An 18,421-nucleotide genomic window follows, 5' to 3' on the forward strand; every position below is an offset into this window, starting at 1 on the left:
GGGCTAGACCCGCATCGGCATAAGTACATAGAGCGCCGGGCTGCGGTCGTTCTCGCGGATCAACGTCGGAGCGGCTGCATCGGCGAGGTGCAGTTCGACCGTTTCGCTGTCGATCTGGTTCAATATGTCGAGCAGATAGCGGGCGTTGAAGCCGATGTCGAAACCCTCGCCCTGGAAGGCGCCGGGCACTTCTTCGGCCGCCGTGCCGTTTTCGGGGCTGGTGACGGAGAGGACGATCTTGTCCCGCTCCAGCGTCATCTTGACCGCGCGGGTCTTCTCGGTCGCAATCGTCGCGACGCGATCCACGCCCTCCTCGAAGCCGCGCGGGTCGATCGTCAGCAACTTGTCGTTCGCGGTCGGGATGACCCGGCTATAGTCCGGGAAGGTGCCGTCGATCAGCTTGCTGGTCAGGATCGCGCTGCCCAGGCCGAAGCGGATCTTGCTGGCGGACAGTGAAATCTGGACCGATCCCTCGACCTCGTCGAGCAGCTTGCGCAGTTCGCTGATGCATTTGCGGGGCACGATGATGCCGGGCATGCCGTCGGCGCCGTCCGGACGCGGCACGGTGACGCGGGCGAGGCGGTGGCCATCGGTGGCGGCGGCCTTCAGCACCGGCTGCCCCTCATCCGAGACATGGAAATAAATGCCGTTCAGATAATAGCGCGTCTCTTCGGTCGAGATGGCGAAGCGCGTCTTGTCGATGATCTGCTTCAGCGTCTCGGCCGGCAGTTCGAAGCTGGTCGGCAGGTCGCCTTCGGCGATCACCGGGAAATCGTCGCGGGGCAGGGTCGACAGGTTGAACCGGGCGCGGCCCGCCTGGATCAGCATCTTGCCCTCTGCCGCCTGGAGCGACACCTGACTGCCTTCGGGCAGCTTGCGGGCGATGTCGAACAGGGTGTGGGCGGAAATGGTGGTCGCGCCGGGCTGTTCCACCTGGGCGGAGACGCTTTCGACGATCTGGAGGTCGAGGTCGGTCGCCATCAGCTTGATCGCGCCGTCGGCCGACGCTTCGATCAGCACGTTGGACAGGATCGGAATCGTGTTGCGCCGCTCCACCACCGACTGGACGTGGCTGAGGCTCTTGAGCAGCGTTGCGCGTTCGATGGTGGCCTTCATGTCCCTGTTCTGTCCGTTTCTTTTCTTGCGAAGGCCCGGAGACGGTCGAATCCGGGCGACAATGATGGATGGTCCTTCATAGCCGCTGTTACGGCCCCTGCAAGCGTTCGGTGCGTCTTTCATTTCGATCGGGGTTGCAAAAGGGAACAGCATGGGCTTTGCCGGGAATGTGAAACGTCTGGCTGCCCTCGCCCTTCCCCTGTCGATGATCGGCATGGCGGCTCAAGCGCGCGATTCCCTTGGGGTTTTCGAGGCCTGGGGCGCGTTCCGCGATCCCGCCACACCGCGTTGTTATGCGATCGCCAAACCCGTTTCGGCAAAGTCGGAAGGCTTTGCGGCCGTCGGAAGCTGGCCGCGCCAAAAGATCCGGGGGCAGGTGCATTTCCGCTTGAGCCGGATGCGAGCGGGCGACGCCGCGGTGATCCTGAACGTGGGTGACCGGCGCTTCACGCTCGTGGCGGGCCAGGTCGACGCCTGGGCGCCCGATGCGCGGGCCGACGCGGCGATCATCGCGGCGATGCGGTCCGCCGGCAGCATGAGTGTACAGACGCGCGATGCGCGCGGAAGGGGTTTTGCAGACACCTATGCGCTGCGCGGTGCGGCGACGGCAATCGATGCCGCGGCGCTGGGGTGCGCAAGGCTGCGCTGACGTTCCATATGGCGCGTTTCCGCGAAGGCGGGGACATGAAGCGCACAGAATTCCGCCGCTTTAAAATTCCTGCAAAATCGGCTATGGGCGCGGCCATGCAGACAGCCGCCAACCCGTTGATGCCGATTCCCGGCCTTATCGATCCTGTGCCCGTACCTCGTGCGGTGACGCCTCGCGAGGATGGGCGCGTCGACCTGATGGGGCTGTCACGTCCGCAGATCAAGGGCGTGCTGGAGGAAGCCGGGCTCGATCAGAAGCAGGCGAAGCTGCGCTCCAAGCAGCTCTTCCACTGGCTCTATCATCGCGGTGAGACCGATTTCGACGCGATGACCGACCTCGCCAAGCCGATGCGCGGCTGGATGGCGGAGCGCTTCGTCGTCGGCCGGCCGGAAGTGGTCGAGGCGCAGGTATCGAGCGACGGCACGCGCAAATGGCTGCTGCGCTCGGACGACGGGCAGGATTATGAGATGGTGTTCATCCCGGACGCGGACCGGGGAACGCTGTGCGTGTCGAGCCAGGTGGGCTGCACGCTCAACTGCCGTTTCTGCCATACCGGCACGATGCGGCTGGTGCGCAATCTGACGCCGGGCGAGATCGTGGGTCAGGTGATGCTGGCCCGCGATGCGCTGGGCGAATGGCCCAAGGGCAGTATGGCGTCGGCCAATGACGATGAGGCCGACGATGCCTCGCAATATTCGCCCGACGGGCGGATGCTGACCAACATCGTGATGATGGGCATGGGCGAGCCGCTCTATAATTTCGATCATGTGCGCGATGCGCTGAAGGTCGTGATGGATGGCGACGGCCTGGCCCTGTCGAAGCGGCGGATCACGCTGTCGACCTCGGGCGTGGTGCCGATGATGGCGCGCGCGGGCGAGGAGATCGGCGTGAATCTGGCCGTGTCGCTGCATGCCGTGACCAAGGATGTGCGCGACGAGTTGGTGCCGCTCAACAAGAAATATGGCATCGAGCAGTTGTTGCAGGCCTGCGCCGACTATCCGAACGCGAACAATGCGCGGCGCATCACCTTCGAATATGTGATGATCAAGGACAAGAATGACAGCGATGACGATGCGCGTGAACTGGTCCGGCTGCTCCGCCAGTATAAGCTGCCCGCCAAGGTCAATCTGATCCCGTTCAATCCCTGGCCGGGTACGGATTATGAATGTTCGACGCCGGAGCGGATTCGCGCTTTCAGCACCATCGTGTTCGAGGGCGGTATCAGCGCGCCGGTACGCACGCCGCGCGGGCGGGACATCATGGCGGCCTGCGGGCAGCTCAAGTCAGCCTCGGAGAAGAAGAGCCGGGCGGAGCTGGACCGGCTGGCGGCAGAGAAGCAAGCCGCGCTCGGATAGAGCGGGGCCGATTGGGCGCGCCTTAAAGGGCGCGAGACGAAAACCCCGCCCGGAACGGCGGGGTTTTTCTTTTGAGGTTCGTCCGGGCGGCATGAAAGGGTGAATGAGAATGACGGACGAAGAGATGGAACGGATCGCAACCGGCTTTTGCGCCCGGACGCTGCCCAAGGAGGAATGGACCCATCTGGCCCATTTCGCGACGGCATTATGGCTGATGCTGCAGCGGCCCGACCTGGTGCCGGAGCGCGACATGCCGGGGATGATCGCCGCCTATAATGAGAGCGTGGGCGGCGTGAACAGCGACACCGCCGGCTATCATGAGACGATCACGCAGGCTTCGTTGCGCGCGGCCCGGGCTGTACTGGCGGGCTTGCAGGAAGGGGTGACGCCGGGAGCGGCCTTCGCGGCGTTGATGGCATCGCCCATGGCCGACAAGGACTGGCTGTTTGCCTATTGGTCGCGCGAGCGGCTGATGTCGGCGGAAGCACGGCGGGCCTGGGTGGCGCCGGACCTGAAGCCCCTGCCCTGGGCATAGAAAAAGGGCGGCCCCGCGAGGGACCGCCCTTCCCCTGTTCTATCCGAGAGGGATTAGAAGCGGAAACCGATGCCGACGACACCGGCGTCACGGCCACCGAAATTGTCTTCATATTCGGTGCGCTGATATTCGGCCGAGATGTAGGTGTTGCCGGTCACGGCGAATTCCACGCCGCCGCCATAACGCACGCCTTCGATCGAGAAGCCGAAGTTGCTGTTCGACGCTTCGATGCGGGTGTTGGCATAGCCGACCTTGCCGAAGGCCAGGATGCGCGGGGTCACGACATAGCCGAGACGGACCGAAGCGGCGAGATCACGGCTGATTTCCGTGCCACCGGCGCCGACGGTGGTGTCGCTGAGCGAGACTTCCGGGCCGAAGGTGATACGCGGAGCAAGCGCCAGGTCATAGCCGGTCGACACGCCGTAAGCGAAACCGTCTTCACCGCCGACCTTGTCATAGCCCAGCGTCACGCCAGCGCGCGGCCCGGTGAAGGGCGCAGCATCCTGAGCGAAAGCGGGAGCGGAAACGGCGGCAGCAGCAAGCGCTGCGAAAATCACAGTCTTCATAAAATCCTCATTCAATGAGTAACGCCGTTCCCAGAAAGAGGACAGACGTTTCGTTCTTTTTACGGGATGGCGTCGCGATTTATTCTGTCATCACCATTTGGCAGGCCGATCTATTCGGCTTGTCCTCCCGTCCTGCACGCAGCGATGTGTGTCGCTGACGGCGCGCATATGTAACGGGATTGTCATTGTTGCAAGTTGGATATGAACTTTACAAATGTATGATGCTTTTTCGCAACAGTCTGACTTTGCATGAAAAAGGGACGGCCCCGGTGGGACCGCCCCTTTCCCTCTGAACCAGCGCTTTTTCTAGAAGCGGAAGCCGATGCCGACAACGCCGGCGTCGCGGCCACCGAAATTATCTTCATATTCGGTGCGCTGATATTCGGCCGAGATATAGGTGCGCGGCGTCACCGAATATTCCAGGCCGCCGCCATAGCGCACGCCTTCCAGCGTCTGGTGGGCGCCGGGGATCTCGAAACGGCTATTGGCATAGCCGACCTTGCCGAACGCCAGCACCTTGGGCGTCACGACATAGCCGAGGCGCACCGAAGCGGCGAGATCGCGGCTGACATCGACGCCGCCGAACTTCGCGGTCGACTCGCTCAGCGACACTTCCGGACCGAAGGTGATGCGCGGAGTGACGGCCAGGTCATAGCCGGTCGACACGCCGTAGGTGAAACCGTCGCCACCCTGGACCTTGTCATAACCCAGAATAATGCCGGCGCGCGGGCCAGTAAAAGGCGCAGCATCCTGAGCAAAAGCGGGGACAGAAACGGTGGCAGCAGCAATAGCTGCGATAATCGCAGTCTTCATGGTATTCCTCATAACTTATTCGATACCCTGAACCGGGTGAGAATGATTTATGTTCTCAATTAGTTTTTAAAAGGGACTGATCTGTAAAAATTTTTTGATCATGCCTCTCTTGAAATATCAGGGAATCGATCCATAGGACTTTCAAAAACCTGGAACTTTACTTTGGTCCAGGCAGGGGCGCTTATGGACCCGGAAGCTGGCTCCCACATGAACGAAATCGGGAAAACCGGTTCATCCGCATGGATGGACATGATTTTTGACGCTTCTGGTGCAAAAGAGTAACAGTCGCCCATGGATGGCGCCCGATCAGAGCCGAAATCGGCGGAACCAAAGCCGGTGCTGCGTCACAGATGGCCCACCCGCCTGTGGCACTGGACGAATGCGCTGCTGCTTTATGTGCTGTTCACCAGCGGCCTTGGCATCTTCAACGCGCATCCCCGCCTCTATTGGGGCCAATATGGCGCGAATTTCGACCACCCCTGGCTGACGCTGGAGCGGTTCGGAAGCTGGATCACCCTGCCCGCTCATTATAATCTGGCGATGTCGCGGCACTGGCACCTGACCGCCGCGCCGGTCTTCGCCTTTGCGCTGCTCTTCTACATGCTCTGGAGTCTGTTCGGGCGGCATCTGGGGCGTGACCTCGCCTTCCGGCGCGGGGAACTGGCGCCGCGCCATGTCTGGCAGGACGTCAGGGACCATGCCCGGCTGCGCTTTCCCACTGGAGAGGCGGCGCTGCGCTACAATGTCCTGCAAAAGGCGAGCTATATCGGCGTGATCTTCGTCGCGCTGCCGCTGATCATCCTGACCGGCCTGACCATGTCGCCGGGCATGAACGCGGCCTGGCCCTGGCTGGTCGAGCTGTTCGGCGGGCGGCAGTCGGCGCGGTCGATCCACTTCATCACCGCCTTCGCGCTGGCCGCCTTCTTCCTGGTGCATATGCTGATGGTCATCCTCGCCGGCCCGTTGAATGAGGTCCGGTCGATGATCACCGGGCGCTACAAGGTGCCGGAGGCGCGGTCATGATCCTGAACCGCCGGACCCTGATAGTGGGCGCCGCGGCGACGCTGGCGGGTTGCGACCGGTTGGCGAAGAACGAGACGGTGCGGGAAGCGCTGTTTTCGGCCGAGAATTTCCATAGATGGGCGCAACGCAGCCTGATGGCCCGCGACGCGCTGGTCCATGAGTTCCGCCCGGACCAGATATCGCCCTTCTTCCGGCCCAATGGCACGGCCAATCCCAATACGCCCGAATATAAGGCGCTGTGGCGTACCGGCTTTGCCGACTGGCGGTTGCAGGTCGGCGGGCTGGTCGAGCGGCCGCTGTCGCTGTCGCTTGCGCAGTTGCACGCCTTTCCCCATCGCGAGCAGATCACGCGGCATGATTGCGTCGAGGGGTGGAGCGCGATCGGCAAATGGCGGGGCGTGCCGTTGAAGCGCGTGCTCGACGCGGCGCGGTTACGGGACGGCGCGCGCTATATCGTGCTGCATTGCGCCGACGACATGGGCGGCGGCAACGGCTATTATGAAAGCATCGATCGGGTCGACGCCTTCCATCCGCAGACCATCCTCGCCTTCGCGCTCAACGACCAGCCCTTGCGCGTCGCCAACGGCGCGCCGCTGCGGCTGCGGGTGGAGCGGCAATTGGGCTACAAGCAGGCGAAATATCTGATGCGGATCGAGGCGGTTACGTCGCTCGACGGGATCGGCGGGGGCAAGGGCGGCTTCTGGGAGGACCATGCCGGCTATGACTGGTATGCCGGCATTTGACGCGGACAGAATGACCTGACAGGTTGCGCCCCATGAAATTGTTCGATCGGGTCATCAAGCGGCTGGTCACGCGCGGCCAGCTTTCCATCTATTATCATGACGGCCGGAAGATCACCGTCGGGACGCCCGAACCGGGCTTTCCGTCGCTGGCGCTGAAATTCCACGATGCGCGGGTGCCGTTCGACATCATCAAGGACCCGCGCCTTGGCATGGCCGAAGCCTTCATCGACGGGCGCGTGTCGATCGAGGGCGGCGGGATCATGGAACTGATCTCGCTCATCCGCATGAACAATGCCTGGGAAACGGGCAAGTCGATCAGCGACCTGGGATCGGTCAAGCGCGGGTTCAAGACGATCCGGCGCAAGCTGTGGGCGGCCAATCACCGGGCGCGGTCCAAGGCCAATGTCGCCCATCATTATGATCTGTCGGGCGCGCTCTACGCCCTCTTCCTCGACCGCGACCGGCAATATAGCTGCGCCTATTTCCCCGATGCCGGCAATGAGACGGGCATCAGCCTGGAACAGGCGCAGGAGGACAAGAAGGCGCATATCGCCGCCAAGCTGCACCTGAAACCCGGCATGAAGGTGCTGGACATCGGTTGCGGCTGGGGCGGCATGGCGCTGTACCTGCATCGCACCTGCGGGGTGGACGTCACCGGCATCACCCTGTCGGAGGAACAGCTCAAGGTCGCGCGGCAGCGGGCGGCGGATGCGGGCGTCGCTGACCATGTGCGCTTCGAACTGATCGACTATCGCGACATAGCGGGGCCGTTCGACCGGATCGTGTCGGTCGGCATGTTCGAGCATGTCGGGACCAAGGATTACCGGACCTTCTACAACAAATGCCGCGACCTGCTGACGCCCGAGGGCGTGATGCTGATCCACACCATCGGCCGGGTCGACGGGCCCGGCATCACCGACGCCTTCACCCAGAAATATATCTTCCCCGGCGGCTATATCCCCGCCTTGTCGGAGATGATCCAGGGCAGCGAGGGCACACGGCTGATGGTCACGGATGTCGAGGTGCTGCGCATCCATTACGGCCTCACCATCCGCGAATGGTACAAGCGGACGCTGGCGCACAAGGCGGATATCGTGGCGCTCTATGACGAGCGCTTCTTCCGCCTCTGGACCTTTTATCTGGCGGGGGCGGCCACGGTGTTCGAGCATGGCGGCATGGTGAATTACCAGGTCCAATATGCCCGCGACCGCCGATCGCTGCCGATCACCCGCGACTATATGCTGGAGGCGGAAAGCGCCCTGCGGGGCCGCTGATGGATTGCGGGTTCCGGCCATGAACATAGGCTGACGGCACCGTTCCCGCACGGTTCAGTCAGGCCAGTGCATCTTTCCCTTCATGGCCCCGGCGACGGGCGTGCATGTCGAGGAGAGACGAACATGAATATCTTGTGGAAGGGCGCGGCGGCCCTGGGCTTGGCGATCACCGCCATGGGTGTGAGCGCGGCCCCTGCACAGGCGCAATATTATGGCGGCGGCTATGGCTATCGCGACGGTTATCGGGGCGATTGGGATCGCCGCTATGACGATCGGCGTTGGGACGACAGGCGTGGCTGGCGCGACGACGACCGCCGTCATTGGCGCGGCGACCGGCGTTCCTGGCGTGGCCATTATCGCCAGCGCTGCTGGACCGAGTGGCGCTACAACCATTATCGCGACCGGCGCGTGAAGGTGCGGGTCTGCAACTGAGCTGAATATTGGGCGGCACATGGTGTAGGGAAAATGCGCAGGTCGTGCCATATTCCCCTCCACCTGCCTTCGGCTGGTCCCCCTCCCTGTCTCACGATGGGGAGGATGGGCATTCCCCCCTCTGCATCCATTTCCGCCCATGGGGCATCCACCCCGGACGATTGCGTCATGCAAAGGCTTGCGGCATTTTGAGCGGCATGACCGATCCCATGCCCGTCATCCAGAGTCTGCTCTCAGGCCTGCCGATCTTCCTGCTGCATCTGGCCTGCGCGACGCTCGCCTGGGTGGCGGCGCTCGCGCTCTATATGTGGATCACCCCCCATGACGAATTCGCGCTGATCCGCGCCGGCAATGACGCGGCCGCCATTTCGCTGGGCGGCGCGGCCATCGGACTGGCGGTGCCGCTGGGCTTCTGCCTCGCGGGATCGGTCAATGTCTGGGACATCATGATCTGGGGCAGCCTGACGCTGATCCTGCAACTCATCGCCTTTCGCGTCGTCGATTTCCTGCTGGGTCGGCTTTCGACCCGGATCGAGGCCAATGAGCGCTCCGCCGCCATCTTCCTGGCGATGATGAAGGCCGCCATCGCCTGCCTCACCGCAGGCGCGATCGCGGGTTGATCCGGTGGGCCGGCGGCGCCTTGGCTGTCTGCCCGCGCTGCTCGGCTTCATCCTTGCGTTGCTGTGGATCAGCGAAGTTACAAAGCCAACGCCGTTGCATGTCGAGATTTTCGATCCCCGAACCCCCCGTCGCCCCATGCCGCAGTGGAGCGACGAAAGCTTCGTGATCGAGGAACGGACCGAAGCGCCCGCCGACAGCATGGGAACGACCTTCGCTGTCGATCGCAACGGCGCCTGGCTGACCGCCGAGCATGTCACCCATGGCTGCGCGCGCGTCGGCATAGAGCAGGGCGGCTTCGCCCGGCCCGTGTCGCGATTGGTCGAGAGTCGGGAAGCCGACGCCGCGCTGGTCAGGGGAGGCGTGGCGAGCGACCATGCCCTGCCGCTGTCAGACCAGATGCCGCCGCCCGGTTCGGTCGGTTATCATATGGGTTTTCCAGGGGGACAGCCGACGCTCGTCATATCCGAACTGATCGGCGCCGCCCGCGCCCGGCGCGGCACGGGGGAGGAGACGCAGCCCGTACTGGCCTGGGCCGAACATGGACGCATCCCGATGGGCGACGGCACGCTGTCGGGCATCAGCGGCGGGCCGGTCTTTGCCGAGGACGGCCATGTCGTCGGCGTCAACAGCGCCGCCACCGACCGACGCGGGCGCATATTGACCACGGCGCCCGACGCGATGATGCGGCTGGTCATCGCCAGCCGAGCGGTGGGCGACCGGCCCGTCGCCTATCCCTTCGTCGACCTGGCCGACGCACGGGCACGCTTCGAATCCTGGCTGGCGCAGGGGGTGATCCGCCGCATCTTCTGCGATGTCGACGATCGGCCGGGACAGTTGACGGCGGGCCGGCCAAAGCGCTAGGTCGCGCGCCAGACCTTGGCTTTTCGTGATTTGCGAGCCGTGAAATGTGCCATTTCACTCGAAATCACTCGTTTGACAGGATTTGGACCAACATGAGCGATACGCCCCCCGACCGCCTTTCCACCAACCCGAAAAGCCCCTTTTTCGATATCGACGTGCTTCAGCGCGGCATCGGCATCAAGTTCAAGGATCGGGTCCGCAACGATGTCGAGGAATACAGCATTTCCGAAGGCTGGATTCGCGTTGCGGCCGGCAAGACCCGGGACCGCCACGGTCAGCCGCTGACGATCAAGCTGTCAGGGCCGGTCGAGGCCTGGTTCGAGAACCCGGCCGAAGGCGCCGAGGAAGCGGCGGACAAACCGGAATAAGCTTTCGCCGGAGGTAAAGAAGGCGCTGCCTCTTGGATGAGGCGGCGCCTTTTTGCTTTCATGCTGAACTTCAACGCAAGGCTGCGTCGCGCTTCACGTCCGCGATGATGTCACGCAGCGAGCGGGCCGACGGCGTCGCGTCGGCATAGCGGACGGCGCGCAGGTCCAACGCCAGGCGCGGCTGCGCGGCAGCAGTCCTGCGGGGCGGAGCGGCATCGGGTCCCGGATCGTCGCTGGTGATGTTCAGGCTGGCAAGGCGCGTGCTGGCCCCCAGCGCCGGATCCGGCCGGAACGCCCGCAATTGCGGCCTGTCGGGATAGATGAAGCCGAAGGTCGGGTTGCTGCGCGCACCCATCTGGTTCGTCGGACTGTGCCAGACGCGCACCTCGCTCCAGTCGCCCTCTTCCGACACGTCGACCGCCAGCACATCTTCCTCGATCGCGCCGGGCACCGACCAGTTGGCATGGCGGATCAGCACGCGCCGGTCGTCCAGCACCCTGCTGACCACCGCGACATGGCCCAGCACCATCGGTCCCACCGGACGAAAGGCCAGCACCGCGCCTTTACGGGGCATATGGCCGCGCCTGTAGTGATTTTCCGCCTGGTCCCACCAGGTCAGCGCGTCGCCGTAAAGCTGCACACCGGACACGATGCGCGCATAGGGCACGCATTGCAGCACGGTCGCGCCCAGCACAGGCGTCGTCGTCAGACTGGCCAGCAGCAAGGCCGCCCAGCGCATCATTCCCAATTTCATGCGACCCCAGTCCCAGAATCGCCCCACCGCCGATCAGACTAGGCGGCAGCCCTTAGGAACTGGTTAAAATGTCAGAAAGCACCGCGGGCAGAGTCGCTGCCAGCGGTCACGCGGTCGGCCATGGCGATCTGCACGGGGGCGTCGCGGGCCTTGTCGGCGTAGATGAAGCCCCTGGCGGCGTTGGGACGCAGGCCCAGACCGCCGGTCGGGCCGTACCACACGCGCACGTCGGTCCAGTCATTGTTGGGCGATACGTCGACGGCGCGAACATTGCGCTCGATCCCGCCGCGATAGGACCAGTTGGCGTGGGTCAGCAGCACTTCGCGATCGCTGATCACCTTGCTGACCATGGCGACATGGCCAACCGGCATGGAACGGCTGGCGGCGAAGGCCAGGACGGCGCCGACGCGCGGTTCATGGCCACGGTCATAGCGGCCCTCGGCCTGACCCCACCAGGTGTTGGCGTTGCCGTACAGCTCGATACCGGAAATCTGGCGGGCGAAGGGCGCGCACTGGAGCGTGCCAGCAGCGGCCGGGGTCGTGATCAGGGCGCCAAGTGCGAGCGTTGCCGCTGCGACAAAAGCGCGAAAACCAACGATCATGGAAATGCGACCCCCGACTTCTTTTTGAACGACTTAACCCCGTGAGGCTTCTTAGGGCAGACGCCGGACGAGTTGCAAAGCAGCCAGCGACGAGTCGTTGTTGCGGTGCGTCAACCTGCGGAACGAAAGACGTGGCCCGCCGTTACGCCAAACCGGCTCGCGACCGGCAATTCATTGAAAAGACTGTCTTCCGTTCCGGTCATCCAGACCTGCCCCCCGGTCTCGCGCAACCGGTCGAACAGCGCGGCTCGCCGCGACGGGTCAAGATGCGCCGCCACTTCGTCGAGCAGCAGCACAGGCGGCTGACCGCGATGAACCGTGACCAGCGCCGCATGGGCGAGCAGGATGGAGAGCAGCAAAGCCTTCTGCTCGCCGGTGGAACAGAGCGCTGCGGCCTGGCCCTTGGCGGCGTGGGCGACGGCCAGGTCCTGGCGATGCGGGCCTGACAGCGTGCGCCCGGCGGCGGCATCGCGGCGGCGTTCGCGGGCAAGACGCGATCCCAACGGTTCATCGCCCTCCCCTTCCCCCTCGATCGCCAGCAACGGTCGGGCGAAGGGATGGTCGGGCTGATCCTCCAATGCCCCGCCAAGACGCGTGACCAGATCGGCGCGGGCGGCGGCAAGCGCTACGCCATGTTCGTCCATCTGCGCTTCGAGGGCGCTCAACCAGGAGGGGTCGGCGGCGGACAGGTCGTTCAGCAGCCGGTTGCGCGCCCGCATCGCCGCTTCATAGCGGGCGCTATGCGCGGCATGGGCGGGATGGAGCGCCAGCGTCAACCGGTCGAGGAAACGCCGACGCCCGCCGGGGCTGTCCATGAACAGCCGGTCCATGGCGGGCGTGAGCCAGACGATGGAGAGATGATCCGCCAGCGCATTGGCCGATGAGGAGACGCCGCCGATCCGCACCTGCCGCCGGTCCGGCGCGGAGGCGAGCACGCCGGTCCCCAGCATCACGCCGTCCACTTCCGCCGCTATGCCGAAGCCGCCCGCCCCGTCCTGCCGCACCATGTCGCGCAGGGCCGCGCCGCGCAGACCCCGGCCGGGGGCCAGCATCGACACCGCTTCCAATATGTTGGTCTTGCCCGCGCCATTGTCGCCGGTCAGCACGATGAAGGCATGATCGGGCACGATCAGCGCATCCGCATGGTTGCGGAAATCGCTCAAGGTAAGACGGCCGATCATGGGGTGGCTCTAGCCAGTGCGGCGGCTTTGGGGAAGCATGGAGTATGACGCGCCGCATCGCTGCCGTCGCAGGAACGGGCCGAAGATCAACTACAGCGTTTCCGCGTCACCGCCCTGCCGTCATCGATCACCGTCAGTTCGCGCCCGCCGGCAGACGGACGCAGTTCCAGCCTGCGGTTCCAGCTCTGCCCTTCGCCCGTGAAGGCAGCATCGATGCGGATGCGACCGTCCGGGCCGTGGGACACACCGGTCGCCTTGCCTTCGCTTTCCAGGAACACCAGGCTGGTGGGGGTGATCGTCAGTTCCAGCTCGGTCGCGCGATCGGCACAGCTTTCGTCAAGACCCGCCCAGCGCCCCTGTATGCTGGCGGGGATGATCGCGCCGGCCGGCGCTGGCGGGCGCGGAAGGTCCGGCGCGGGTTCGGCGGCCTGAATGCCGTTCGTGCCCTGCGGCACTTCGCGGACCTCGTTCGTCGCCGCATCGACGATATTGGTGGCGACGCCGGACTGGTCGCCTTTCCGGTCGCCACAGGCCGCAAGGGCCATCAGCGGCAGCAAAATCATCGCACGCATGGGAAGAAAACCGGCCTTTCGCCAAGGGGTTCCGATCGGCGCGCGCTCCTGCTTCATTCCTGCTATACTCCTCTTCCACAAGGGAGATATGCCATGGCCGTGTCGGGAATGGGTGGATTTTTCTTTCGCGCGCCCAATCCCGAAGCGCCGTCCGCCTCTCCCGTCCGAAAGGGCTTCTGGCGGACTTGCGCGCCGCAAACGTTGCAGTCATCACCAAAGACGAATGAAATCGCACTGCGGGAGGCTCCCGCAACCGCCTGAACGAAGAGGAAGTCGATGATGAGGAAACTGAAGATCGCCCTTGCTCTTGCCGCCGCCACGCTGGGTTCGCACGCCGCCATGGCGGCGCTGGCCATCGGCGCCAAGGCCCCAGACTTCACCACGCGCGGCGCGCAAGCGGGCAAGACCTTCACCCTGACGCTGTCGCACCAGTTGAAGCGTGGGCCGGTGGTACTTTATTTCTTCCCGAAGGCGTTCACGCCGGGCTGCTCCGCCGAGGCGCGCGAATTCGCCGAGCATATCGAGGATTTCAGGAAGGCTGGCGCGACCGTGATCGGCATGTCGGCCGATCCGGTGGACGATCTGGTCGCCTTCTCCACCAAGGAATGCGCGGGCAAGTTCGCCGTGGCGTCGGCCGGCCCCGCCATCGTGTCGGGCTACGACGTGGCGCTGAAGATGCGGCCGGGCATGACCGATCGCACCTCCTATGTCATCGCGCCCAGTGGCCGCATCGCCTTCGTCCATAGCGAGATGAGCTATGCCGGCCATGTGAAGAGCACCCTCGCCGCCGTCCAGGCGATGCAGCAGAAATAGGGCATGGGGCTTATGTTGGCCCGCAAGCGGCACTCTTCTGCGCTTCCGTTGCGCCCATATTGATGCACGCTGCGCGGCGGCTCTCGAAGACCAGCCGTTTCGGCTCAGCCTCAGCCAAATGATTGTTATTTTTTCACATATTTGCCGAACCAGCCGAGCGTCGCCTGCCAGGCGGCCTTGGCGGCGGCTTCGTTGTAGCTGGGGCGATAGTCCGCCATGAAGCCATGGTCGGCGCCGGGATGGACAGTGATCGCGTCGGGTGGCGCCTTGCCCGCGATTTTCAGGGCGGCCTGCATCTTCTCGACGTCGGCCACCGGAATCCCCTTGTCCAGCGCGCCATATTGGCCAAGCATCGGGGCCTTGAGGGCACTCACCTGCTCGATCACGTTCAAGGGTTGCAAGTCGGTCTTCTCGCTGATCAGGCGGCCGTAGAAAGCGACGCCCGCGTCCAGTTCCCTGCTATGGGCGGCATAGAGCCAGACGACCCGCCCGCCCCAGCAAAAGCCGGTGATGCCCCGCCGCCGGCCGTCGCCGCCATGGCCACCCGCCCAGCCATAGGTGGCATCGATGTCCTTCAAGACCTGCGCGTCGGACGCCTTGGACACGATGGTGGCGATCAATTGCTTGAAATCCGCGACGCTGGTCGCGTCGCCATGACGCGCGAACAGATCGGGCGCGATAGCATAATAGCCCGCCTTGGCGAAGCGGCGGCACATGTCGCGAATCCATTCATGCACGCCGAAAATCTCGTGCACGACCACGATGATCGGTGCGGCCTTGGCATGGGCGGGCCGGGCGACGAAGGCGGGCATGGCAAAGCCGTCGCTCGCCCTGATCGACACGGTTTCCTCCTTCAATCCGTCGCCGGAGGTCTGGACGGCGCTGCTGGACACGGGGCGGCAGGCAGCGGCGAAACCGGCAGCGAACGCCCCGCCGACCAGCAGCCTACGCCGATCGAGGCCGGTCGAATCGATCCAGTTGCGATCTTCGGCCAGGCGGTCGGGGGGCAGGCGGTCGGGAGCCGAATATTCGGGCTGATCCTGCGTGTCGGTCATGCGCGTCTCTCCTCGAACCATGGTGGAGGAGCCTAATCCCGCCAACGCCCAGCGCAAGCCATTCTCACGCAAGGAAATCGCCGCTCTCGATCCGCTCCAGCGCGCTGACGTCGCGGTTATAGATATAGGTCCAGACCTCGATCGGCCCGTCCCCGCCCCGCACGGTCAACCGGGCACGGCGATATTCATGGGGCGAAGGGAAATGATCGGCGCATTCCTCATGCTCGTCCAAAACCGCCAGGATCGCCGCCGCATCGGGCAGCAGGAACAGATCGCCCTTCACCATGCCCGATCCGCCCGGCACGAAGGCAGGGTAGCCGTCCACGCGATAAAGCCAGCCCTGCGCCGTCGCGCCGCCGACATGGCATGCCACACCCTTGAGCCAGTCCGCCATCGGCCCGTCGAAACCGGGTCGAAGCGTTCCATAAACGAAGAGGCACGGCTCGGTCACGGCTCCTGAAATATTCCCCATTTTCGGCAAATCCAACCAATTTGCGGAGATTTTTGCGGGGCAATCTTGCTTCTGGACCCGCGAAATTCCCCGAAACCCCACAAAAATAGAAGTTGGCACGGCTCCTGCAATCTTCCCTGCATCACGGCCGGATCGTCCGGCCTCGCACATTCCAGGGAGTCCATCATGTTTGCCAAGCTTCAAAACGCCGCTTTCGCCCTGACCGGTGCGCTGCTGGTCGCCGGCCTTTTCATTGCCGCCGCGGTCCCGGTCACGCCGATCGCCTGATCCTGCACAACAGACTCAAGAAGGCCAGATTCATGAACAACAGTTTCACCCTCGACCGCCGTAACGGAAAGATCATGGGCGTGTGCGCCGGACTTTCCAACCGTACCGGCATGGATGTCACGCTGATCCGCATCGCACTCGTGCTGCTGACGCTGTGCGCGCTGGGGCCGGTCGGCGTCGTCGCCTATCTGCTGGCGGGCTGGCTGGCTGAGGGGTAATGATCGAGCATGATAAAAAGCCGCCCTGGGATATGTCCGGGGGCGGCTTTTTCGTGGTCCGTCAGGGACGGTATGGATCGGCGCATGTTGCGTTCAGACAAACAGCACCGAATAGAAGGTCAGCACCTGTGCACCAACCGCAACCATGAGGGCAACGCCCTGAACCGTGTGTCGCATATCGTTCTTCCTGCAAGTTGTTGTTTTATCATTGCCGCTAGGGCGAGCGAGCCTATGCGCCCGACATCATATTGTAACAATCGCAAAAGACGATTTCGCAGTTGCAGCAAATGCAACAGTCACTGTTACCCCAAAGCCACGATCAGCGCTTGCGCGGCGGCAGGCGCCCGGACCTTCGCACCGCTGATGAAGAAGATATAGGCGTCGCCCCGCGCTGCCCGCTCCTTCGCCATGGCAGCCCAATCGGTGATGTGTTCGGGCGCATAGCCGGTCGGCTCCTCCTCCCGCGTGCGCATCAGCCGGGCATAGGAAAAGCCGGCATCATGGCCGCGCAGCGCCGGATATTCGGGATGATCGGCATAAACGACCGCTGCCCCGGCCTCCCGCGCGAGATCGAAGAAGGCGGGATCGTCGAAACTCTCATGCCGCACCTCCAGCGCATGGCGCAGCGGGACGCCGTCGACACCGGCGGGCAGAAGATTGAGGAAAGCGCCGAAATCCTCTGCATCGAATTTCTTGGTCGGCATGAACTGCCAAAGGATCGGCCCCAGACGGTCTCCCAGTTCGACCAGCCCCTGGTTGACGAATTTCGCGATCGAATCGCCGGCATCGGCCAGGACACGACGATTGGTGCAGAAGCGCGACGCCTTCACCGCGAACTGGAAACCGTCCGGAACCGCCTTGGCCCAACCGGCGAAGGTCGCAGGCTTCTGCGTGCTGTAATAGGTGGCGTTGATTTCCGTCGCGGTCAGATGCTCGCCGACATAGGCCAGCTCATCCTTCTGCCGCAGCCCTTCGGGATAGAAAGTGCCGCGCCATGGTTCGAAAACCCAACCGCCGATCCCGACCCTGATCCTTCCGCTCATGCCGCGCTCTCCTTTCCGGCCATCCTGATCGGCAAAGACGATCAGAGCCAGAGGGAAAAGCGGTTGGCGATTTTTGCGAACGACTCTTAATTGGGCCGCAACAGGAATATGCCATGTCGACCGACCTCATCAAGACCGCCACCTATCTGAGCATCCACCTGACCGTGGGCTTTTCGGTCGCCTATCTGATGACCGGATCGGTCGCCATGGCGGGCGGCATCGCGCTGATCGAACCGATGATCAACGCCGTCGCCTTCTTTTTCCATGAACAGGCCTGGAAGAAGATACTCGCACGCCCTGCGCGCGATCCGGAACGGGAATGGACGCGCGATAGGACAGTGGGCCCGGCCTAGCGTTTCCGGTTGAGGCCGATCAGCCACGGCTTCACGCCGCGCGTCGGATGCGGTGTGCCGTCCAGCCTTTTGACGCGGATGATGGTGATGGGCTTGACGATCATCTGCCCGCGCATCGGCCCTTCGCCGCAACAGGTCGGGACGGCGAGGATCTTCTTCACCACATCCATGCCCGCGACCACATGGCCGAAGGCGGCATAGCCGATATAATCGCCCCGCGCGTCCATATTGGGCGTCGGCCCCACGGTGATGAAGAAATTGCCCATGGCCGAATTGGCGCGGTTGGGCCGCGCCATGGACAGCGTCGCGTCGAGATGCCGAATGCCGGTCTGCATCGTGGATTCATGCCGGATCGGCGGCAGCGACCGGCGCGCATCCGTGTCGATGCCGCCCTGGATGAGCCCCAGCTTCGGATCGCTCTTGCGCCGCGCCGCCCGATAGAAGGTCACGCCGTCAAAGCGTCCATCATCGACATAGGTCAGGAAATTGTTGGATGTGACCGGTGCCCGGCGATTGTCGGCCGCCACGATGATCGTACCGACCGAGGTTTCGATGGCCACGCGCGTATAACCCGGCGTCTGCCGGTTGGCAGGTTGCGCAAGGGCAGGACCGGAAACAAGGAGGCTGAGGCAGGCAAGGTAACGCAGGACAGCGGCAGGCATCGGTAAGGGCGCGCACTCACAAGGGCAGGATATAGAAGGCTAGAGTGCCTGGACGTTTGATGCAACCGAGCGG

General features: G+C 63.9%; 24 protein-coding genes. 13 read left to right on the forward strand and 11 right to left on the reverse strand.

All coding sequences use genetic code 11. The features are described 5' to 3' along the window. Positions 1 to 3 precede the first annotated feature (3 nt). On the reverse strand, positions 4 to 1,116 hold the full coding sequence (dnaN, locus tag YP76_RS00090) for a DNA polymerase III subunit beta (protein WP_046761620.1): 1,113 nt from the start codon (positions 1,114 to 1,116) through the stop codon (positions 4 to 6). Between the two features lie 151 nt (positions 1,117 to 1,267). Between dnaN and YP76_RS00095 the strand changes: the two genes are divergently transcribed. From YP76_RS00095 to YP76_RS00105, 3 genes are all read left to right on the forward strand, one after another. Then, positions 1,268 to 1,765 (forward strand): hypothetical protein, encoded by a 498-nt coding sequence (locus YP76_RS00095; protein WP_197707393.1) that lies wholly within the window; start codon positions 1,268 to 1,270, stop codon positions 1,763 to 1,765. 95 nt (positions 1,766 to 1,860) lie between these two features. Then, complete coding sequence (gene rlmN / locus YP76_RS00100) at positions 1,861 to 3,120, forward strand: 23S rRNA (adenine(2503)-C(2))-methyltransferase RlmN (protein WP_046762530.1); 1,260 nt, start codon at positions 1,861 to 1,863, stop codon at positions 3,118 to 3,120. Between the two features lie 109 nt (positions 3,121 to 3,229). Further along, the gene (locus YP76_RS00105; protein WP_046761621.1) at positions 3,230 to 3,655 is read left to right on the forward strand and encodes a hypothetical protein; all 426 of its coding nucleotides are present in this window, start codon (positions 3,230 to 3,232) and stop codon (positions 3,653 to 3,655) included. Between the two features lie 53 nt (positions 3,656 to 3,708). Here YP76_RS00105 and YP76_RS00110 read toward each other — a convergent pair whose 3' ends face one another. Both YP76_RS00110 and YP76_RS00115 read right to left on the reverse strand, forming a co-directional pair. Next, positions 3,709 to 4,221, reverse strand: coding sequence for a porin family protein (locus YP76_RS00110; protein WP_046761622.1), 513 nt, complete (start codon positions 4,219 to 4,221; stop codon positions 3,709 to 3,711). Positions 4,222 to 4,527: 306 nt separating this feature from the next. Next, entirely contained in the window at positions 4,528 to 5,034 is a 507-nt protein-coding gene (locus YP76_RS00115) for a porin family protein (protein WP_046761623.1), read from the reverse strand. 291 nt (positions 5,035 to 5,325) lie between these two features. Here YP76_RS00115 and YP76_RS00120 point away from each other — a divergent pair, with 291 nt between their 5' ends. From YP76_RS00120 to YP76_RS00150, 7 genes are all read left to right on the forward strand, one after another. Then, on the forward strand, positions 5,326 to 6,057 hold the full coding sequence (locus tag YP76_RS00120; protein WP_046761624.1) for a cytochrome b/b6 domain-containing protein: 732 nt from the start codon (positions 5,326 to 5,328) through the stop codon (positions 6,055 to 6,057). After that, positions 6,054 to 6,800, forward strand: coding sequence for a molybdopterin-dependent oxidoreductase (locus YP76_RS00125; protein ID WP_046761625.1), 747 nt, complete (start codon positions 6,054 to 6,056; stop codon positions 6,798 to 6,800). The genes YP76_RS00120 and YP76_RS00125 overlap by 4 nt, the downstream gene beginning before the upstream one ends. Before the next feature lie 32 nt (positions 6,801 to 6,832). Next, entirely contained in the window at positions 6,833 to 8,074 is a 1,242-nt protein-coding gene (locus tag YP76_RS00130; protein WP_046761626.1) for an SAM-dependent methyltransferase, read from the forward strand. 123 nt (positions 8,075 to 8,197) lie between these two features. Then, positions 8,198 to 8,506 (forward strand): hypothetical protein, encoded by a 309-nt coding sequence (locus YP76_RS00135; RefSeq protein WP_046761627.1) that lies wholly within the window; start codon positions 8,198 to 8,200, stop codon positions 8,504 to 8,506. A gap of 197 nt (positions 8,507 to 8,703) precedes the next feature. Further along, positions 8,704 to 9,126, forward strand: a complete 423-nt coding sequence (locus tag YP76_RS00140) for a DUF350 domain-containing protein (protein WP_046761628.1) — start codon at positions 8,704 to 8,706, stop codon at positions 9,124 to 9,126. A 4-nt stretch (positions 9,127 to 9,130) separates the two neighbouring features. Then, positions 9,131 to 9,988 (forward strand): S1 family peptidase, encoded by an 858-nt coding sequence (locus YP76_RS00145; RefSeq protein WP_046761629.1) that lies wholly within the window; start codon positions 9,131 to 9,133, stop codon positions 9,986 to 9,988. Between the two features lie 92 nt (positions 9,989 to 10,080). Continuing rightward, positions 10,081 to 10,356 carry a DUF3297 family protein gene (locus YP76_RS00150; protein ID WP_046761630.1) on the forward strand — a complete coding sequence of 92 codons (276 nt, stop codon included), beginning with the start codon at positions 10,081 to 10,083 and terminating at the stop codon, positions 10,354 to 10,356. A 70-nt stretch (positions 10,357 to 10,426) separates the two neighbouring features. Here YP76_RS00150 and YP76_RS00155 read toward each other — a convergent pair whose 3' ends face one another. The 4 genes from YP76_RS00155 to YP76_RS00170 form a co-directional block, all read right to left on the reverse strand. Next, positions 10,427 to 11,098, reverse strand: coding sequence for a CHAP domain-containing protein (locus tag YP76_RS00155; RefSeq protein WP_046761631.1), 672 nt, complete (start codon positions 11,096 to 11,098; stop codon positions 10,427 to 10,429). Between the two features lie 83 nt (positions 11,099 to 11,181). Beyond that, a complete protein-coding gene (locus YP76_RS00160) occupies positions 11,182 to 11,712 on the reverse strand; it encodes a CHAP domain-containing protein (RefSeq protein WP_046761632.1) in 531 nt (176 codons plus the stop codon). 110 nt (positions 11,713 to 11,822) lie between these two features. After that, on the reverse strand, positions 11,823 to 12,893 hold the full coding sequence (recF, locus tag YP76_RS00165; RefSeq protein ID WP_046761633.1) for a DNA replication/repair protein RecF: 1,071 nt from the start codon (positions 12,891 to 12,893) through the stop codon (positions 11,823 to 11,825). A gap of 86 nt (positions 12,894 to 12,979) precedes the next feature. Further along, positions 12,980 to 13,522: a hypothetical protein gene (locus YP76_RS00170; protein WP_046761634.1), complete on the reverse strand. Its 543-nt coding sequence runs from the start codon at positions 13,520 to 13,522 to the stop codon at positions 12,980 to 12,982. 219 nt (positions 13,523 to 13,741) lie between these two features. On the opposite strand from YP76_RS00170, the gene YP76_RS00175 reads away from it, so the two are divergent. Continuing rightward, positions 13,742 to 14,278 (forward strand): peroxiredoxin, encoded by a 537-nt coding sequence (locus YP76_RS00175; protein ID WP_408640415.1) that lies wholly within the window; start codon positions 13,742 to 13,744, stop codon positions 14,276 to 14,278. 125 nt (positions 14,279 to 14,403) lie between these two features. Here the strand turns inward: YP76_RS00175 and YP76_RS00180 are convergent, their stop codons facing one another. Both YP76_RS00180 and YP76_RS00185 read right to left on the reverse strand, forming a co-directional pair. Further along, positions 14,404 to 15,333, reverse strand: a complete 930-nt coding sequence (locus YP76_RS00180; RefSeq protein WP_046761636.1) for a dienelactone hydrolase family protein — start codon at positions 15,331 to 15,333, stop codon at positions 14,404 to 14,406. A 64-nt stretch (positions 15,334 to 15,397) separates the two neighbouring features. After that, complete coding sequence (locus tag YP76_RS00185) at positions 15,398 to 15,784, reverse strand: gamma-glutamylcyclotransferase family protein (RefSeq protein ID WP_197707392.1); 387 nt, start codon at positions 15,782 to 15,784, stop codon at positions 15,398 to 15,400. Between the two features lie 320 nt (positions 15,785 to 16,104). On the opposite strand from YP76_RS00185, the gene YP76_RS00190 reads away from it, so the two are divergent. Beyond that, positions 16,105 to 16,290 (forward strand): PspC domain-containing protein, encoded by a 186-nt coding sequence (locus YP76_RS00190; RefSeq protein ID WP_046761638.1) that lies wholly within the window; start codon positions 16,105 to 16,107, stop codon positions 16,288 to 16,290. 302 nt (positions 16,291 to 16,592) lie between these two features. Here the strand turns inward: YP76_RS00190 and YP76_RS00195 are convergent, their stop codons facing one another. Further along, entirely contained in the window at positions 16,593 to 17,333 is a 741-nt protein-coding gene (locus tag YP76_RS00195) for a DUF72 domain-containing protein (protein WP_046761639.1), read from the reverse strand. A 113-nt stretch (positions 17,334 to 17,446) separates the two neighbouring features. Here YP76_RS00195 and YP76_RS00200 point away from each other — a divergent pair, with 113 nt between their 5' ends. Further along, a complete protein-coding gene (locus YP76_RS00200; RefSeq protein WP_046761640.1) occupies positions 17,447 to 17,686 on the forward strand; it encodes a DUF2061 domain-containing protein in 240 nt (79 codons plus the stop codon). On the opposite strand, the gene YP76_RS00205 is transcribed toward YP76_RS00200, so the two are convergent. After that, positions 17,683 to 18,348, reverse strand: a complete 666-nt coding sequence (locus YP76_RS00205) for a peptidylprolyl isomerase (protein ID WP_046761641.1) — start codon at positions 18,346 to 18,348, stop codon at positions 17,683 to 17,685. The genes YP76_RS00200 and YP76_RS00205 overlap by 4 nt on opposite strands. Positions 18,349 to 18,421 lie beyond the last annotated feature (73 nt).

It is taken from the genome of Sphingobium chungbukense (assembly GCF_001005725.1).
Taxonomy (GTDB): Bacteria; Pseudomonadota; Alphaproteobacteria; order Sphingomonadales; family Sphingomonadaceae; genus Sphingobium; species Sphingobium chungbukense.

Excerpts from the sequence above, each read along its gene's own strand:
- recF (WP_046761633.1), bottom strand. The coding sequence starts at position 12,893 with ATGATCGGCCGTCTTACCTTGAGCGATTTCCGCAACCATGCGGATGCG.
- YP76_RS00170 (WP_046761634.1), bottom strand. The coding sequence starts at position 13,522 with ATGAAGCAGGAGCGCGCGCCGATCGGAACCCCTTGGCGAAAGGCCGGT.
- YP76_RS00200 (WP_046761640.1), top strand. The coding sequence starts at position 17,447 with ATGTCGACCGACCTCATCAAGACCGCCACCTATCTGAGCATCCACCTG.
- rlmN (WP_046762530.1), top strand. The coding sequence starts at position 1,861 with ATGCAGACAGCCGCCAACCCGTTGATGCCGATTCCCGGCCTTATCGAT.
- YP76_RS00195 (WP_046761639.1), bottom strand. The coding sequence starts at position 17,333 with ATGAGCGGAAGGATCAGGGTCGGGATCGGCGGTTGGGTTTTCGAACCA.
- YP76_RS00140 (WP_046761628.1), top strand. The coding sequence starts at position 8,704 with ATGACCGATCCCATGCCCGTCATCCAGAGTCTGCTCTCAGGCCTGCCG.
- YP76_RS00160 (WP_046761632.1), bottom strand. The coding sequence starts at position 11,712 with ATGATCGTTGGTTTTCGCGCTTTTGTCGCAGCGGCAACGCTCGCACTT.
- YP76_RS00095 (WP_197707393.1), top strand. The coding sequence starts at position 1,268 with ATGGGCTTTGCCGGGAATGTGAAACGTCTGGCTGCCCTCGCCCTTCCC.
- YP76_RS00205 (WP_046761641.1), bottom strand. The coding sequence starts at position 18,348 with ATGCCTGCCGCTGTCCTGCGTTACCTTGCCTGCCTCAGCCTCCTTGTT.
- YP76_RS00175 (WP_408640415.1), top strand. The coding sequence starts at position 13,742 with ATGATGAGGAAACTGAAGATCGCCCTTGCTCTTGCCGCCGCCACGCTG.
- YP76_RS00190 (WP_046761638.1), top strand. The coding sequence starts at position 16,105 with ATGAACAACAGTTTCACCCTCGACCGCCGTAACGGAAAGATCATGGGC.
- YP76_RS00135 (WP_046761627.1), top strand. The coding sequence starts at position 8,198 with ATGAATATCTTGTGGAAGGGCGCGGCGGCCCTGGGCTTGGCGATCACC.
- YP76_RS00115 (WP_046761623.1), bottom strand. The coding sequence starts at position 5,034 with ATGAAGACTGCGATTATCGCAGCTATTGCTGCTGCCACCGTTTCTGTC.
- YP76_RS00180 (WP_046761636.1), bottom strand. The coding sequence starts at position 15,333 with ATGACCGACACGCAGGATCAGCCCGAATATTCGGCTCCCGACCGCCTG.
- YP76_RS00110 (WP_046761622.1), bottom strand. The coding sequence starts at position 4,221 with ATGAAGACTGTGATTTTCGCAGCGCTTGCTGCTGCCGCCGTTTCCGCT.
- YP76_RS00105 (WP_046761621.1), top strand. The coding sequence starts at position 3,230 with ATGACGGACGAAGAGATGGAACGGATCGCAACCGGCTTTTGCGCCCGG.
- YP76_RS00120 (WP_046761624.1), top strand. The coding sequence starts at position 5,326 with ATGGATGGCGCCCGATCAGAGCCGAAATCGGCGGAACCAAAGCCGGTG.
- YP76_RS00130 (WP_046761626.1), top strand. The coding sequence starts at position 6,833 with ATGAAATTGTTCGATCGGGTCATCAAGCGGCTGGTCACGCGCGGCCAG.
- dnaN (WP_046761620.1), bottom strand. The coding sequence starts at position 1,116 with ATGAAGGCCACCATCGAACGCGCAACGCTGCTCAAGAGCCTCAGCCAC.
- YP76_RS00155 (WP_046761631.1), bottom strand. The coding sequence starts at position 11,098 with ATGATGCGCTGGGCGGCCTTGCTGCTGGCCAGTCTGACGACGACGCCT.
- YP76_RS00150 (WP_046761630.1), top strand. The coding sequence starts at position 10,081 with ATGAGCGATACGCCCCCCGACCGCCTTTCCACCAACCCGAAAAGCCCC.
- YP76_RS00125 (WP_046761625.1), top strand. The coding sequence starts at position 6,054 with ATGATCCTGAACCGCCGGACCCTGATAGTGGGCGCCGCGGCGACGCTG.